18 protein-coding genes are annotated in these 14,163 nt (G+C 62.5%); 8 read left to right on the top strand and 10 right to left on the bottom strand.

The genetic code is table 11. The annotated features are described in order from the left end of the window. The first annotated feature begins 3 nt into the window (after positions 1-3). Complete coding sequence (gene aroE, locus J3A71_RS29125) at positions 4-828, top strand: shikimate dehydrogenase (RefSeq protein WP_096425425.1); 825 nt, start codon at positions 4-6, stop codon at positions 826-828. Between the two features lie 130 nt (positions 829-958). On the opposite strand, the gene J3A71_RS29120 is transcribed toward aroE, so the two are convergent. The 3 genes from J3A71_RS29120 to betC all read right to left on the bottom strand — a co-directional run bounded on the left by J3A71_RS29120 (position 959) and on the right by betC (position 5,106). Continuing rightward, positions 959-2,524 (bottom strand): SulP family inorganic anion transporter, encoded by a 1,566-nt coding sequence (locus J3A71_RS29120; protein WP_096425426.1) that lies wholly within the window; start codon positions 2,522-2,524, stop codon positions 959-961. Positions 2,525-2,650: 126 nt separating this feature from the next. Beyond that, entirely contained in the window at positions 2,651-3,574 is a 924-nt protein-coding gene (choX, locus tag J3A71_RS29115) for a choline ABC transporter substrate-binding protein (protein ID WP_060519823.1), read from the bottom strand. A 14-nt stretch (positions 3,575-3,588) separates the two neighbouring features. Further along, complete coding sequence (gene betC / locus J3A71_RS29110; protein WP_102667933.1) at positions 3,589-5,106, bottom strand: choline-sulfatase; 1,518 nt, start codon at positions 5,104-5,106, stop codon at positions 3,589-3,591. 108 nt (positions 5,107-5,214) lie between these two features. On the opposite strand from betC, the gene J3A71_RS29105 reads away from it, so the two are divergent. Further along, positions 5,215-6,114, top strand: coding sequence for a LysR family transcriptional regulator (locus J3A71_RS29105; RefSeq protein WP_023047112.1), 900 nt, complete (start codon positions 5,215-5,217; stop codon positions 6,112-6,114). A gap of 31 nt (positions 6,115-6,145) precedes the next feature. Here J3A71_RS29105 and J3A71_RS29100 read toward each other — a convergent pair whose 3' ends face one another. Then, positions 6,146-6,700, bottom strand: coding sequence for an NAD(P)H-binding protein (locus J3A71_RS29100; RefSeq protein WP_060519827.1), 555 nt, complete (start codon positions 6,698-6,700; stop codon positions 6,146-6,148). A 52-nt stretch (positions 6,701-6,752) separates the two neighbouring features. Between J3A71_RS29100 and J3A71_RS29095 the strand changes: the two genes are divergently transcribed. Next, positions 6,753-7,085, top strand: a complete 333-nt coding sequence (locus tag J3A71_RS29095; protein WP_016484235.1) for a DOPA 4,5-dioxygenase family protein — start codon at positions 6,753-6,755, stop codon at positions 7,083-7,085. 111 nt (positions 7,086-7,196) lie between these two features. On the opposite strand, the gene trpA is transcribed toward J3A71_RS29095, so the two are convergent. Both trpA and trpB read right to left on the bottom strand, forming a co-directional pair. Next, the gene (trpA, locus tag J3A71_RS29090) at positions 7,197-8,006 is read right to left on the bottom strand and encodes a tryptophan synthase subunit alpha (RefSeq protein ID WP_016484236.1); all 810 of its coding nucleotides are present in this window, start codon (positions 8,004-8,006) and stop codon (positions 7,197-7,199) included. Next, complete coding sequence (gene trpB, locus J3A71_RS29085; protein WP_016484237.1) at positions 8,003-9,220, bottom strand: tryptophan synthase subunit beta; 1,218 nt, start codon at positions 9,218-9,220, stop codon at positions 8,003-8,005. The genes trpA and trpB overlap by 4 nt, the downstream gene beginning before the upstream one ends. A 110-nt stretch (positions 9,221-9,330) precedes the next feature. On the opposite strand from trpB, the gene J3A71_RS29080 reads away from it, so the two are divergent. Next, positions 9,331-10,227 (top strand): LysR family transcriptional regulator, encoded by an 897-nt coding sequence (locus J3A71_RS29080; RefSeq protein ID WP_016484238.1) that lies wholly within the window; start codon positions 9,331-9,333, stop codon positions 10,225-10,227. Here the strand turns inward: J3A71_RS29080 and J3A71_RS29075 are convergent. Beyond that, positions 10,224-10,547 (bottom strand): DUF883 family protein, encoded by a 324-nt coding sequence (locus J3A71_RS29075; protein ID WP_016484239.1) that lies wholly within the window; start codon positions 10,545-10,547, stop codon positions 10,224-10,226. The two genes, J3A71_RS29080 and J3A71_RS29075, sit on opposite strands and share 4 nt — an antisense overlap. A gap of 148 nt (positions 10,548-10,695) precedes the next feature. On the opposite strand from J3A71_RS29075, the gene J3A71_RS29070 reads away from it, so the two are divergent. Together J3A71_RS29070 and J3A71_RS29065 are read left to right on the top strand one after the other, a co-directional pair. Further along, positions 10,696-10,911: a dodecin gene (locus J3A71_RS29070; protein WP_012269893.1), complete on the top strand. Its 216-nt coding sequence runs from the start codon at positions 10,696-10,698 to the stop codon at positions 10,909-10,911. Positions 10,912-11,011: 100 nt separating this feature from the next. Further along, entirely contained in the window at positions 11,012-11,233 is a 222-nt protein-coding gene (locus J3A71_RS29065; protein ID WP_016484240.1) for a DUF1161 domain-containing protein, read from the top strand. A 98-nt stretch (positions 11,234-11,331) separates the two neighbouring features. Here J3A71_RS29065 and J3A71_RS29060 read toward each other — a convergent pair whose 3' ends face one another. After that, complete coding sequence (locus J3A71_RS29060) at positions 11,332-12,330, bottom strand: LLM class flavin-dependent oxidoreductase (RefSeq protein ID WP_096425428.1); 999 nt, start codon at positions 12,328-12,330, stop codon at positions 11,332-11,334. Positions 12,331-12,484: 154 nt separating this feature from the next. Between J3A71_RS29060 and J3A71_RS29055 the strand changes: the two genes are divergently transcribed. Next, on the top strand, positions 12,485-12,910 hold the full coding sequence (locus J3A71_RS29055; protein ID WP_016484242.1) for an OsmC family protein: 426 nt from the start codon (positions 12,485-12,487) through the stop codon (positions 12,908-12,910). A 73-nt stretch (positions 12,911-12,983) separates the two neighbouring features. Further along, the gene (locus J3A71_RS29050) at positions 12,984-13,217 is read left to right on the top strand and encodes a DUF1161 domain-containing protein (RefSeq protein ID WP_016484243.1); all 234 of its coding nucleotides are present in this window, start codon (positions 12,984-12,986) and stop codon (positions 13,215-13,217) included. Between the two features lie 34 nt (positions 13,218-13,251). Here the strand turns inward: J3A71_RS29050 and J3A71_RS29045 are convergent, their stop codons facing one another. Further along, the gene (locus tag J3A71_RS29045) at positions 13,252-13,665 is read right to left on the bottom strand and encodes a hypothetical protein (RefSeq protein WP_016484244.1); all 414 of its coding nucleotides are present in this window, start codon (positions 13,663-13,665) and stop codon (positions 13,252-13,254) included. 55 nt (positions 13,666-13,720) lie between these two features. Then, on the bottom strand, positions 13,721-14,134 hold the full coding sequence (locus J3A71_RS29040) for a hypothetical protein (RefSeq protein ID WP_096425429.1): 414 nt from the start codon (positions 14,132-14,134) through the stop codon (positions 13,721-13,723). Positions 14,135-14,163 lie beyond the last annotated feature (29 nt).

The raw sequence follows: 14,163 nt of genomic DNA, 5'->3' as shown, positions 1-14,163 counted from the left end.
GTCATGGACCAGTACGTCGTTTTTGGTAACCCCATCGGCCACAGCAAGTCGCCGCTGATCCACCGCCTGTTTGCCGAGCAGACCGGCCAGGACCTGGAATACGCCACCCTGCTGGCGCCGCTGGACGAGTTCAGCGATTGCGCGCGCGGCTTCTTCAAGCAAGGCTGCGGGGGCAATGTCACCGTACCATTCAAGGAAGAGGCCTACCGCCTGTGCGACAGCCTGACCCCGCGTGCCCAGCGCGCTGGTGCAGTGAACACGCTAAGCAAGCTGGCTGATGGCACCCTGCAAGGCGACAACACCGATGGCGCTGGCCTGGTGCGCGACCTGACGGTAAATGCCGGGGTCGAACTGGCTGGCAAGCGCATTCTCATCCTCGGTGCCGGTGGCGCCGTGCGAGGCGTGCTGGAGCCTATTCTGGCGCACAACCCGCAGTCCCTTGTGGTTGCCAACCGCACTGTGGAGAAAGCCGAGCAGCTGGCGCGTGAGTTCGATGAGCTGGGGCCGGTGGTGGCCAGCGGGTTTGCCTGGTTGCAGGAGCCGGTGGATGTGATTATCAACGCCACTTCGGCAAGCCTGGCCGGAGAAATGCCGCCGATTGCCGACAGCCTGGTCGAGGCGGGGCGCACGGTTTGCTACGACATGATGTATGGCAAGGAGCCGACGCCGTTTTGCGCGTGGGCTACCCGGCTGGGTGCGGCCAAGGTGCTCGATGGGTTGGGGATGCTGGCTGAGCAGGCGGCTGAAGCGTTCTTTATCTGGCGTGGGGTGCGACCGGATACGGCGCCGGTGTTGGCGGAGCTGCGCCGGCAACTGGCTCGGGGCTGAAATTGCCGGGGCCGCTTTGCGGCCCATTCGCGGCACAAGGCCGCTCCCACAAAGTACTGCGTACGCCGATCCTCTGTAGGAGCGGCCTTGTGCCGCGAATGGGCTGCGCAGCAGCCCCAGGATCCCAGCCTCACTCCTCAAACCGGATCGGACACAACTCCACCCCTTCCAGCTTCTGCAATTCCTCGATCACCTGCGGCCTGGCCCGGTGCAGGGTCAAACTCCCGCCCAATCTCCGCAACCGCCGCGCTTCGCGGTGCAACATATCCACACCCGAGTAATCGATAAAATTCACCTGCCGGGCATCGATCACTACATGCGGCCCCTGGCAGCGCTGCAAGCGCACCTGCAGGTAATGCGCCGCACCAAAGAAAATCGACCCGCCCACCCGCAACACATCCGCGTCCCCTTCCCGGCTTTGCTGCACCCGTGGCCGTGACGTGCGCTTGAGGTAAAAGAACAGCGAAGCCAGCACGCCTGCATAGATGGCCGTCTGCAACTCCAGCAACAATGTCGCCGCCGCCGTCAGCGCCATCACCAGAAACTCCGAGCGGCTGACCCGAAACAGCGCGCGAATCGCCCGATGGTCCACCAACCCCCAGCAGATCAGCAGAATGCTGCCAGCCATGGCGGGTATCGGCAGGTGCGCGATCAGGCCGGCGCCGGTAACGGCAAACAACGCCACCCACAGCGCCGAGAACACCCCAGCCATGGGCGAGCGGGCACCTGCCTCATAACTCAGGCCTGAGCGGGTGAAGGAACCGGCAGACAGGTAACCGGAGAAAAATGCACCGGCGATGTTCGACAGGCCCTGTGCGCGGATTTCCTGGTCGGGGTCGATCAGTTGTTCTGAACGTGCCGACAAGGAGCGGGCAATCGACAGGCTGGTGACCAGCCCCAGCATGCCTACCGCCACGGCGCTGGGCAGCAGGCGCAGCATCAGTTCCAGATCCAGCAAAGGCAGCGGGCTGAAGGGTGGGAGTTGCCCGGTAAACGCCGCCACCCTTTGCACATGGCCAAAGTAGCCCGGCAACAGCCAACCCAGCAGGCTGACCAGCATCAGGCTTATCAACAGGCTCGGCCAGCGTGGGCGCCACAGTTTGAAGGCTACGCCGATCACGACAGTGGCCAGGCCCAGAATAAAGGAAGGCAGGTCGACCTCCCCTGCATGGCTGGCCAGGTCCTGTACGGTTTTCAGTGCCGTGGCCTGGCTGGGCAGGTCCATGCCCAGCAGGTTGGGCAATTGGCCCAGGGCAATGACGATGGCAGCCCCCAGCGTGAAGCCGAGCACTACCGAGTGGGAGACGAAATTGACCAGCGCGCCAAAGCGCATAAGCCCGAGCAGCAACTGGAAGATGCCGCCGAGCAAGGTCAGCAACAGTACCAGGGTGATGTAATCGGCGCTGCCGGCCACGGCCAGCGGGCTGATGCTGGCGTAGAGCACGATGGAAATGGCGGCGGTGGGGCCGCAGATCAGGTGCCAGGACGAGCCCCACAGGCAGGCGATCAGCACCGGCACGATGGCGGCGTACAGGCCGTATTCGGCGGGCAGGCCGGCAATCAGGGCGTAGGCGATGGATTGTGGCAGGGCGAGGATGGCACCGCTCAGGCCGACCAGCAGGTCCTGGCGCAGGCTGCGGCCCGATTGGCGCGGGAGCCAGGTGAGGAAGGGCAGCAGGTGAATGATGCGATGCATGAGATATTCACATTTCCAAAGGTCCACTGTCCCCTGTGGGGCGGGTTTACCCGCGAATGCGTCGGTACATGCAATGCAGCATTCGCGGGTGAACCCGCTCCCACAGGGGGCGCGTCGTGTCTGAAACTACAGTTTGGCTTTCACGGCCTCCAGGGCATTGCCATCGGCCTTGGTAGTCACCCCAGCCAACCACCCTTCCAGCAACTCGGGATGCGTTTTAATCCAAGCCCTGGCCGCGTCATCAAAGCTGATCTTGTTATCCACAACCTCGGCCATGATGGCGTTTTCCATGTCCAGGGTAAATTTCAGGTTGCCCAGCAGCTTCGCCGCATTCGGGCACGCTTGTGGATAACCTTTGCGGGTCAGCGTGTACACTTCGCCCTTGGTGCCGAACCACTTTTCCCCACCGGTCAGGTAATGCATTTTCAGCTTCACGTTCATCGGGTGCGGGGTCCAGCCAAGGAAGGTGATGAACTGCTGTTTCTTCGCCGCCCGGTCGACCTGGGCCAGCATCGCCTGCTCGCTGGACTCCACCAGTTTCCACTGGCCAAGGTTGAATTCATTCTTGTCGATGATTGCCTTCAGCGACAGGTTGGCCGGTGCGCCGGAGCCGATCCCGTACAGCTTCTTGTCGAACTGGTCGGCATGCTTCTGCAGGTCGGCAAAATCCTTTACCCCGGCATTCCACACGTAATCGGGCACCGCCAGGGTGAACTCGGTTCCCTCCAGGTTGCGCGACAGCTGCTGCACATCGCCGTTGGCGATGAACTTGTCATGGAAGCCTTGATGCGCGGGCATCCAGTTGCCGAGGAAGGCGTCGACACGGCCGTCCTTGAGGCCGCCGTAGATGATCGGCACGGCCAGGCTGTCGATTTTCACCTGGTAGCCCAGGCTTTCCAGTAACAGCCGCGCCACGGCATTGGTTGTGGCGATATCGCTCCAGCCGGGGTCGGCCATTTTTACGGTACTGCATTGCGCGTCGCTGTCGGCGGCGTGGGCCGTGGCGGCGCCCAGGGCCAGGGCGAACACGGCGGCGGAGAACTTGTGCATGGCGGCCTCTCTTTTCAATCCAGGGGTGCGGGCTGTGGATAACGTGCCTTGCGCTCGAGGTCGTCGAGATCGATGTGGTTGCGCATGTACTGTTGGCTGGCGTCCACCAGCGGTTGGTGGTCCCAGCTTTTCAGCGTGCCGATAGCCAGCGCCTCGGCCACCAGGCGGCGGCGCCGCTGGCTGGCGAGTACCTGCTGGCGCAGGCTGGGGATATCCCAACGCTGTCGTGCTTCATCGGCAAATGCCTGCAGCAGCGCCTGGTGGTCCGGGCTGCCGGCGAGGCTCTCCCGCTCGTGCGGGTCGCGGCTCAGGTCATAGAGTAGACATGGGTCGTCTTCGCTGTACACGAACTTGTAAGGCCCGCGGCGGATCATCATCAGCGGGCCGACGGTGCCTTCGGCCATGTATTCGCCGATCACTTCATCGTGGCCGCCCTGCCCTTGGAGGTGGCCAAGCAGTGAGCGGCCGTCCAGGTGCAGGTTGTTATGCACAATGCCGCCAGCCAGTTCTACCAAGGTTGGCAGCAGGTCGCAGGTCGATACCGAGGCACTGACCCGAGCCGCCGCAAAGTGCTTGGGCGCATGGATCAGCAGCGGTACCCGCGCCGACATCTCGAACCAGTGCATCTTGTACCAGAGGCCACGCTCGCCAAGCATGTCGCCGTGGTCGCCTGAGAACACGATCAGGGTATCGTCGGCCAGGTTGCACTCATCCAGGGTTTGCAGCAGCTGACCGATGTTGTCGTCAATGTAACTGCAGGCGCCGAAGTAGGCGCGGCGGGCATCGCGGATCTTGTCCACAGGCAGCGGCTTGTTCCACAGGTCGTAGACTTTCAGCAGGCGCTGCGAATGCGGGTCGAGCTCTGTCTGGCTCAACTCTGCACGGGGCATGGGGATATCCACACCCTCGTACCGGTCCCAGTAGCGTTTGGGAATGGTGTACGGATCGTGCGGGTGAGTCATCGAAACGGTCAGGCAGAACGGCCGACCGTCGTTTTCGCGCACATGGTCGTACAGGTACTGGCGTGCCTTGAACACCACCTCCTCGTCGAAATCCAGCTGGTTGGTACGCACGCACGGGCCGGCCTGCAGCACCGAGGACATATTGTGGTACCAGCTTGGGCGCACATCCGGTTCGTCCCAGTTCACTGCCCAGCCATAGTCGGCCGGGTAGATGTCGCTGGTCAGGCGCTCTTCGTAGCCATGCAGCTGGTCCGGGCCGCAAAAGTGCATCTTGCCTGACAGCGCAGTGCGGTAGCCCAGACGGCGCAGGTAGTGCGCATAGGTCGGTATATCGGCGGGGAAATCGGCGGCATTGTCGTAGGCGCCGATGCGGCTGGGCAGCTGGCCGCTGACCAGGGTGAAGCGTGACGGCGCGCACAGCGGGCTGTTGCAGTAGGCTGAATCGAACACCACCGCCTGCTCGGCCAGGCGGCTCAGGTGCGGCATCTGGACGGGCGAAGGGGCGTAGATGGGCATCAAGGGTGCGGCCATCTGGTCGGCCATGATGAACAGGATATTCGGGCGCGTCATGGTGGCTTCCATCGTTGAGGGTTATGCGATTTGCTTGCCTTCCAAGATGCGACTGCGGATAACATGGGTAAAGCCCATGCCGGGCAATAACTGGGATTAGCTGAGCTTATGTTTGAGCACCTTGCCGAGCTGTCGCTGGATACCTTGCGTGTGTTCGAAGCCGCGGCCCGCCTGCGGGGGTTTACAGCTGCGGCGCTGGAGCTGGGCACCACGCAACCGGCAGTAAGCCAGCAGGTGAAACGCCTGGAAGCCCAGCTGGGCACGCGCCTATTCGACCGTATTTATCGGGGCATCGAGCTCACCGAGGCCGGCCAGCTGTTGTTTGAACAGGTACACCAGGGCCTGCAAGCCATGGATGACGGCATTTCCCAAGCCAGCGGGCGCGGTCAGCGCGAAGTGCTGCAGGTGGCCACCGACTTTGCCTTTGCCGCGTTCTGGCTGATGCCAAGGCTGCAACGCTTTCACGAGGCTTATCCACAGGTGGATGTGAGCCTGGTGACCGGTGAACGCAGTCAGGGGATGTTGCGCCCGGACGTGGATGTGGCGGTGCTGTTTGGTGATGGGCGCTTCCATCAGGGTGAAAGCCGCTGGCTGTTCGATGAGGAAGTGTTCCCGGTGTGCAGCCCCCGGCTGACCGATGGCAAACCCTTGTCAGCCGTGGGTTTGCAACGATTGCCCTTGCTGCATTTGAAGGGCGAGCAGGCCAGCCGCTGGTTTGACTGGGCCGGCGTTTTTCGCGGGTTTGGCGTGGCCAGCCCACCGCCTGCGGGGCAGTTGCGGTTCGATAACTATACGTTGCTGATTCAGGCAGCGATTGCCGGGCAAGGGGTGGCGATCGGTTGGGGGCACCTGGTGGATGGGTTGGTGGAGCAAGGGTTGCTGTGCCGGCCGCTGCAGGGGAGTTTGCGCTCGCAGCGCGGTTATTACGCGGTGCTGCCGCCGCGCAAGCGGCGTGGGGCGCTGATCGAGCGGTTTGTGGGGTGGCTGGAGGATGAGCGCAGCCTTTGAGATTTTGGGGCTGCGCAGCAGCCCCGACGATCTAGACCACAAAGTTCAGATGCTCGCCCCGGTGCAGGTCCAGTTCCAGCATATCCGCCATCCCCGCCGCCACGCGTGCCCACCCCTCATCGGGCAACGCCTGCGGCATATTGATCAAGGTCCAGTGCAAAGCACTGCGCTGCAACCCATCAACCACCTGGTCCACATATGCCCGCTCTACCTCACTGTACTTGGCCGGCTCATCCAGCACAGCGAAATCGCCCACCAGCAACAGCCGGCGTATAGTCGTACGCTCAAGCCCCGCCACCAGCGCCTCGCTCAGGCGTGCTTGCCCCGGCAAGTCACCTGGCGCCAGCGCCGACAACAGGGCAATTACCGCCGAGCCGCCTGCCGCGCCCTGCTCTGCCTGGTCGGCATCGTCCAGCCCGCCTATCTTGAAGTGCAGGCCCGGGCGTGCGGTATGGCGGTTGAGGTCATCGACCACGGCGGTGACTTCGTGCTGGCGCGACAGCAGCTCGGCCATCATGGCTTTGCCCAGGCTGCTTTCAGGCCCGAACAGGACCAGTTTGAATACTGGGGTTTCGGCGTTTTTCACTGCATCACTTCCTTTGCAGGTGGTGATGGTTGGACCGCAATCAGGAGTTATCGTGCAGAGGATCAAGGGTTACCACGCCCACGTTTATTACGACGCAGCGACCATGGAGCAGGCGCGGGAGCTGTGCGAGGAGGCGACGCGGCTGTTTCCCGTGACCATGGGGCGCATGCATCAAAAGCCGGTGGGGCCGCATCCGGACTGGAGCTGCCAGCTGGCGTTCGGGCCTGAAGTGGTGGGGGTGGTTTTGCCTTGGTTGGCGCTGTACCGCAAGGGTTTGGTGGTATTCATGCACCCCGAAACCGGGGATGAACTGGCGGACCACCGGGATCATGCGATCTGGATGGGGGCCGTGCGGCCATTGAAGCTGTCGATATTTGGTGGGTAGATGTGTATTGCCTGTGCCGGCCTCTTCGCGGCACAAGGCCGCTCCTACAAGGCGATCGCAATACCCTGTAGGAGCGGCCTTGTGCCGCGAACGAGGGCGGAGCCCTCGCGATCAATTGCGAGCTGAGCGCACGCCTTCAGCCAGTGCCGAGCACAGGCTCAATACATCAGTCACCGCCTGATCGGCACTTTTGGCCTGGGCAATCTTGTCGACCAGCGCCGAGCCCACCACTACACCATCCGCCAGACGGGCGATGTTCGCAGCTTGCTCCGGGGTACGAATGCCGAAACCCACGCTGATTGGCAGATCGGTATGCCGGCGCAGGCGGGCAATGGCCTCGGTCACGTGCTCGGTGGTCGCTGAGCCGGCACCGGTCACACCGGCCACCGACACGTAATAGACGAACCCGGAGCTGCGCTCCAGCACGCGCGGCAGGCGTGCATCGTCGGTGGTCGGGGTGGTCAGGCGAATGAAGTCGATGCCTGCAGCCTGGGCCGGGGTGGCCAGTTCGGCGTCGTGCTCTGGCGGCAGGTCGACGATGATCAGGCCATCGACGCCCGCTTCCTTGGCTTCTGCCACGAACGTGTCCACACCAAAGCGGTGGATCGGGTTGTAGTAGCCCATCAGCACGATTGGCGTGGTGTGGTTATCCACACGGAACTCGCGCACCATCTGCAGGGTTTTGGCCAAGGTCTGGCCAGCTTCCAGCGCGCGCAAGGTGGCCAGCTGGATGGCCACGCCGTCGGCCATCGGGTCGGTGAACGGCATGCCCAGTTCGATCACATCGGCGCCGGCTGCTGGCAGGCCCTTGAGGATCTGCAGCGAGGCGTCGTAGCCCGGGTCACCCGCGGTGACGAAGGTGACCAGTGCCGAACGGCCTTCGGCCTTAAGTTCGGCGAAGCGTTGTTCAAGACGGCTCATGCCTGTTTCTCCTGGGCGGCCATGTGGCTCATGACGGTTTGCATGTCTTTGTCGCCGCGGCCCGACAGGCACACCACCATCAGGTGGTCCTTGGGCAGCTTCGGCGCGCGCTTGATGGCTTCGGCCAAGGCGTGGGAGCTTTCCAGAGCTGGAATGATGCCTTCCAGGCGGCAGCTGGCGTGGAACGCATCCAGCGCTTCGTCATCGGTGATGCTGACGTATTCGACACGTTTCACTTCGTGCAGGTAGGCGTGTTCAGGGCCGATGCCCGGATAGTCCAGGCCTGCAGAAATCGAGTGGGCGTCAGTGATCTGGCCGTCCGAGTCTTGCAGCAGGTAGGTGCGGTTGCCGTGCAGTACCCCCGGCACGCCGCCGTTCAGGCTGGCGGCGTGCTTGTCGGTGTGCACGCCGTGGCCACCGGCTTCGACGCCGATGATCTGTACGCTTGGTTCTTCGAGGAACTCATGGAACAGGCCCATGGCGTTGGAACCACCACCCACGCAGGCAACCAGGCTGTCTGGCAGGCGGCCTTCCTTCTCTTGCAGCTGGGCGCGGGTTTCTTTGCCGATGATCGACTGGAAGTCGCGGACCATGGCCGGGTACGGGTGTGGGCCAGCGACAGTGCCGATCAGGTAGAAGGTGTCTTCGACGTTGGTGACCCAGTCGCGCAGGGCTTCGTTCATGGCGTCTTTCAGGGTGCCGGTACCGGCCGTGACCGGGACGATTTCGGCGCCCAGCAGTTTCATGCGGAACACGTTGGCCTGCTGGCGCTCGATGTCGGTAGCGCCCATGTAGATCACGCACGGCAGGCCGAAGCGGGCAGCGACGGTGGCGGTGGCCACGCCGTGCATGCCGGCGCCGGTTTCGGCGATCAGGCGCTTTTTGCCCATGCGCTTGGCCAGCAGCACCTGGCCGATGCAGTTGTTCACCTTGTGCGCGCCGGTGTGGTTGAGCTCTTCACGCTTGAAGAAGATCTTCGCACCGCCACAGTGCTCGGTCAGGCGCTCGGCGAAGTACAGCGGGTTGGGGCGGCCGATGTAGTCACGCTGGAAGTAGGCCAGCTCTTCGAGAAACTTGGGGTCTGCCTTGGCCGCTTCATATTCGCGGGCCAGGTCCAGCACCAGTGGCATCAGGGTTTCGGCCACGTAGCGGCCGCCGAACGAGCCGAACAGGCCATTGGCGTCGGGGCCGGGGCGGTATTGGGACTGGGTCATGGGGCGCTCCAGGGCGTAATGAATGAGTGATGGGCTTTACTGTAACCACGGCACGCCCGGCTGAAAACCGATAAGATTGCGCAAACTTGTCAGAAAAACTCACAGGTAAAATGGCCCACGATCTCCCTCCCCTGAATGCTCTGCGCGCCTTCGAGGCTACCGCCAGGCTTAATAGCGTCAGCCAGGCGGCTGAAGCGCTGCATGTTACCCATGGCGCTGTCAGTCGGCAGATCAAGGTGCTGGAGGAGCACCTGGGGGTGGCGCTTTTCGTCAAGGACGGGCGTGGCATCAAACTCACAGATGCCGGTGTGCGTCTGCGCGATGCCAGCGGTGAGGCCTTCGACCGGTTGCGCAGCGTGTGTACAGAACTCAGCCGCGATGTCAGCGAGGCGCCATTTGTGCTGGGCTGCTCGGGGAGCCTGCTGGCGCGTTGGTTTATCCCAAGGCTTGGTCGCCTGAAGGCGGATTTGCCTGAGCTGCGCCTGCACTTGTCCGCCGGTGAAGGTGATCTCGACCCACGTCGTCCAGGGCTCGATGCATTGCTGGTGTACGCTGAACCCCCGTGGCCGGCGGACATGCAGGTGCATGTGCTAGCTGAGGAGCGTATCGGGCCGGTACTTAGCCCGCATTTTGCCGGCTTCGATCGCTTGCGAGATGCGCCCGCCAAAGCCCTGCTGGACGAGGCCCTGTTGCATACCACCTCGCGGCCACAAGCATGGCCGACATGGGCAGGGCAACAGGGGTTGGACCTGGCCGGGTTGCAGTATGGCCAGGCATTCGAGCATTTGTACTATTTGCTGGAGGCTGCGGTTGCTGGCCTTGGGGTGGCCATCGCGCCACAACCACTGGTGGCTGATGACTTGCGGGCCGGGCGCCTCAGCGCGCCATGGGGCTTTTCCCCTACCCGGGCAGCGCTGGCCTTGTGGGTGCCCCGGCGCGCCGCAGATGGGCGCGCCGAGCAGTTGGCGCAGTGGCTGCGCCGCGAATTGGAACGGCAGGCGGCTTAGTTGCGACGGGTCAGCAGGTAGGCCGCCAGCAGACCCAGGGCGCCAATCGCCACGCCCGCTGTGGTAACCGGGTGCTCCTGTGCGTACTCACGGGTGGCGATCCCGGTCTGGCGAGTGCGGGTCTTTACCTCCTCATAGGCATCGCTGAGCAAGCTACGCGAATGTTTCAGCGCGCTTTCGGCATTGCTGCGGATTGCCTTCACCGACTTCTGGGACTCTTCCGATGCGTCATGCTTGAGGTTTTCCAGGCTTTTCAGAAGGCTCTCGATCTCTGCTTCCATGCTTTCCAGGGATGATTTACGCAGCGAGTTGCGGTGCATGTTGACTCTCCTTTGCAGTATGGGCTGTAAGGTTGCGACCCTTGGCTTGCGCGAAAGTGCGATCGAACTTTCACCTTGGCGGACGGCTCGCAGGTAAACCGGGCCTACGCTGCTAGGCTGAATTTCACCGTTACCAAGGAGCGTGAACATGACTGACCATCACACGTACAAGAAGATCGAGCTGGTGGGCTCCTCGCCAACCAGTATCGAAGACGCAATCAACAATGCCCTGGCTGAAGCCGGCAAGAGCATCAAGCACCTGGAATGGTTCGAAGTGGTGGATACCCGTGGGCATATCCGCGACAACAAGGCGGCGCACTTCCAGGTCACGTTGAAGGTGGGCTTCCGTATCGCCAATAGCTGAAACATTGCGGGACTGGATGATCCCGGCTTGATGGGGTATTTAGAAGAGAGGCGCCTTGGCGGCGCCTTTTCTGATTTCATCTGCACAAGGAAAGCGATCGATGAATAAACTGATTCTGGCGCTTGGCCTGATGACACTGGCCGGTGGTGCGCTGGCGGCGGGCAAGCCGTGCGAGGAACTGAAGGCGGAGATTGCCGCCAAGCTCGATGCCAAAGGGGTTACTGGCTACAAGCTGGAGATCGTCAACAAGGGCGAGCCGGCCGGCAAGGTGATTGGCAGCTGCGAGGCGGGTACCAAAGAGATTGTGTACCGTCGCGGTTGATGCGTTTGCTTTTTCGCGGGCTCGCCCGCTCCCCCAGGTAATACACAGGGTCAGGCACCCGTGCAGTCCTGTGGGAGCGGGCGAGCCCGCGAAGAAGGTCACTTGAGGGCCTGCGCCAACAGCTCATAGGACCGGATCCGGTCCGCATGCTCATACAGGTCACAGGTAAAGATCAGCTCGTCCGCCCCGGTCTGCTCCAGCAGCACCTCCACCTTGGCCCTTACCTTCTGCGGGCTGCCGATCATCGCCAGGCCGAGGAAACTGCCTACTGTATCCCGCTCATGGGGCAACCACAGCCCATCCATGCTTTCTACAGGCGGCTTCTGCATCAGGCTCTGGCCGCGAATCAGCGCCAGGATGCGCTGGTACACCGAGGTGGCCAGGTATTCGGCCCTTTCGTCGGTTTCTGCCACCACCATGGGGATGCCCAGCATCACATACGGCTTGTCCAGTGTGGTCGAGGGCTTGAAATGATTGCGGTACACGCGAATGGCCTCGTGCATGTAGCGCGGCGCAAAGTGCGAAGCGAAGGCATAGGGCATGCCGCGCATGCCTGCCAGCTGGGCGCTGAACAGGCTGGAACCCAGCAGCCACATTGGCACGTCAGTGTCGTGCCCCGGCACGGCGATCACTTTTTGAGCGTCGGTACGTGGGCCGAGGTAGCGCGACAGCTCCTCGACATCGTCCGGGAAGTCGTCCGGGCCGCCAGCACGGTCGCGGCGCAAAGCATAAGCCGTCATCTGGTCTGAACCCGGCGCACGGCCCAGGCCCAGGTCGATACGCCCCGGGTACAAGCTGGCCAGGGTGCCGAATTGCTCGGCGATCACCAGCGGTGCGTGGTTGGGCAGCATCACCCCGCCCGAGCCCACGCGAATGGTCGAAGTACCCCCGGCCAGGTAGCCGATCAGCACCGAAGTCGCTGAACTGGCGATGCCGTCCATGTTGTGGTGCTCGGCCACCCAGAAGCGGTTGTAGCCAAAACGCTCGACGTGTTGCGCCAGGTCCAGCGAGTTGCGCAGCGATTGCGCCGGGCCTGCATCGGCGCGCACGGGCACCAGGTCGAGGGTGGATATTTTCAGGTCACGCAGCTGCGTCATGGGAGCCTCCGTAAAGGTGGTTGGCCAGAGGCCTTTGTAACTCTGTATGGGCATATTCGGGGGATTCAATGTTTGCTGTGCGATTGGTCTGAACTTGCCGTAAGCCGCTAGCCTCTGAATCCATAACCACATAACCGAATGACCAGGAGGCAGTATGAAAAAGACAGCATCGGCGATCTGGCAAGGTGGCTTGAAAGATGGCAAGGGCCTGCTCTCTACCGAAAGCGGGGCGCTCAAGCAGAACCCGTATGGCTTCAACACCCGTTTCGAGGGTACACCTGGAACCAACCCGGAGGAGCTGATTGGCGCGGCGCACGCCGGCTGTTTCTCGATGGCGTTGTCGATGATGCTTGGGGAAGCAGGGCTGACAGCGGACCGGATCGACACCGCTGCCGAGGTGACACTCGACAAGCAGCCTGACGGTTTTGCCATTACGGCCGTGCATCTGGTGCTCAGGGCCAAGGTGCCTGGGGCCAGCGAGGCGCAGTTCCTGGACATTGCCAAAAAGGCCAAGGAAGGGTGCCCGGTGTCCAAGGTGCTGAACGCCAAAATCAGCCTGGATGCGGCGCTCGTGGGCTGAAGCGGCGCAACGGCAGCGGTTTGCTGTAGTCTAAACAGCGTCGGCAGCACGCTGCCTTTTCAGGAGCCGTTCCATGATTCGCGTAGCAATCGCCGTGTTGGCTTCCCTGGTCGCCACATCCACGTTGGCGGCAGTCAAGCCGTGCGAGGAGCTCAAGGCCGAGATCGAGGCCAAGATCCAGGCTCAGGGTGTGCCGTCCTACACCCTGGAGATCGTGCCCAACAGTGAGGTCAAGGACCAGAACATGGTCGTCGGTACTTGCGATGGCGGCACGAAGAAGATCATTTACCAGAAGAATGATCAGTAGATTCGGGATTGTGGGGCTGCAAAGCAGCCCCGACTCACGGAATGCAGAACACGTTGCTAGGCTCGTTCACCAGTACCTTGCGGCTCGCGTCATACAGCAGCACCTGCGGTTCCATCACCGGCGCCCGCGCTTCCAGGCGGTAACGCTCGCCGGCCTTGAAGTCGTCAAAGCGCACGGTCAGGTAGCAGGTTCGGTCCCTGGGTTCAGACATGATGCCGCCTGAATAGATTTCGTAATCAAAGCGCACCACCAGTTCGTGCTTGCCCGGCGTTACCTGGAAGTAACGGCCGTCCTCCAGGCGCTTGCCATCGAGGCGGTCGGCCATGATCACCCGGCCAGGGGTCATGGTGTACAGATCGACCCAGGCCTGTTTGGGGTCGACGGGTGGCAAGGGGCTGGCGCAAGCCCCCAGTGCACTGAGGGCGATCAGCATCATGGGCTGGCGCATGGCAAAACTCCCACTTGCGATTTACACGTTACAAGCATAGCGTCGTTTGTACGGTTCAGGTGCGTTGGCAGCCTGCCGGCAAGCCTTGGCCGACCATTTTTTGCTGGTCGTCGTAGAGCTTGATCCAGGGACGGAAGCCGATACTGCCAGCGTGCAACTGATAGCGCTGGCCGGCGCCGAAGTCCTTGAAGGTGACTTTGACCTGGCAATCGCGCCACAACGGCTCTTCGACCGGGCCGATATTGCTGGGAGTGACCGGGAACTGATAGCGCACGGTCAGCTCGTGGCTGCCGGGCTGTACTTCGAAATAGCGGCTGTCGGCCCAGTCACGTTCATCGACCTGCACGGCGTCCAGCGAAGTGTTGTCGTAGGGGGTGAGGTCGATCCAGGCCTGGTTCGGGTCCGGGGCTGGCAACGTGGAACAGGCGGATATCAGCAACAGTGAACCGGCGACCAGCAATGCACGCATGGCGAAACTCCCCCTTGGCGAGATAGTCT

The sequence above is a fragment of the Pseudomonas sp. PvP089 genome, from assembly GCF_017875165.1.
In the GTDB taxonomy this organism is placed as follows: Bacteria; Pseudomonadota; Gammaproteobacteria; order Pseudomonadales; family Pseudomonadaceae; genus Aquipseudomonas; species Aquipseudomonas fortuita.
The sequence above is the reverse complement of the archived record's forward strand: the minus strand, read 5'-3'. Positions and strand labels throughout refer to the sequence as shown.

Coding starts and splice junctions, on each gene's coding strand:
- trpB (WP_016484237.1), bottom strand. CDS start 9,220: ATGACCCAGTCCCAATACCGCCCCGGCCCCGACGCCAATGGCCTGTTC.
- J3A71_RS29120 (WP_096425426.1), bottom strand. CDS start 2,524: ATGCATCGCATCATTCACCTGCTGCCCTTCCTCACCTGGCTCCCGCGC.
- aroE (WP_096425425.1), top strand. CDS start 4: ATGGACCAGTACGTCGTTTTTGGTAACCCCATCGGCCACAGCAAGTCG.
- J3A71_RS29040 (WP_096425429.1), bottom strand. CDS start 14,134: ATGCGTGCATTGCTGGTCGCCGGTTCACTGTTGCTGATATCCGCCTGT.
- choX (WP_060519823.1), bottom strand. CDS start 3,574: ATGCACAAGTTCTCCGCCGCCGTGTTCGCCCTGGCCCTGGGCGCCGCC.
- J3A71_RS29075 (WP_016484239.1), bottom strand. CDS start 10,547: ATGCACCGCAACTCGCTGCGTAAATCATCCCTGGAAAGCATGGAAGCA.
- J3A71_RS29045 (WP_016484244.1), bottom strand. CDS start 13,665: ATGCGCCAGCCCATGATGCTGATCGCCCTCAGTGCACTGGGGGCTTGC.
- J3A71_RS29065 (WP_016484240.1), top strand. CDS start 11,012: ATGAATAAACTGATTCTGGCGCTTGGCCTGATGACACTGGCCGGTGGT.
- J3A71_RS29080 (WP_016484238.1), top strand. CDS start 9,331: ATGGCCCACGATCTCCCTCCCCTGAATGCTCTGCGCGCCTTCGAGGCT.
- J3A71_RS29055 (WP_016484242.1), top strand. CDS start 12,485: ATGAAAAAGACAGCATCGGCGATCTGGCAAGGTGGCTTGAAAGATGGC.
- J3A71_RS29070 (WP_012269893.1), top strand. CDS start 10,696: ATGACTGACCATCACACGTACAAGAAGATCGAGCTGGTGGGCTCCTCG.
- J3A71_RS29060 (WP_096425428.1), bottom strand. CDS start 12,330: ATGACGCAGCTGCGTGACCTGAAAATATCCACCCTCGACCTGGTGCCC.
- betC (WP_102667933.1), bottom strand. CDS start 5,106: ATGACGCGCCCGAATATCCTGTTCATCATGGCCGACCAGATGGCCGCA.
- J3A71_RS29050 (WP_016484243.1), top strand. CDS start 12,984: ATGATTCGCGTAGCAATCGCCGTGTTGGCTTCCCTGGTCGCCACATCC.
- J3A71_RS29105 (WP_023047112.1), top strand. CDS start 5,215: ATGTTTGAGCACCTTGCCGAGCTGTCGCTGGATACCTTGCGTGTGTTC.
- trpA (WP_016484236.1), bottom strand. CDS start 8,006: ATGAGCCGTCTTGAACAACGCTTCGCCGAACTTAAGGCCGAAGGCCGT.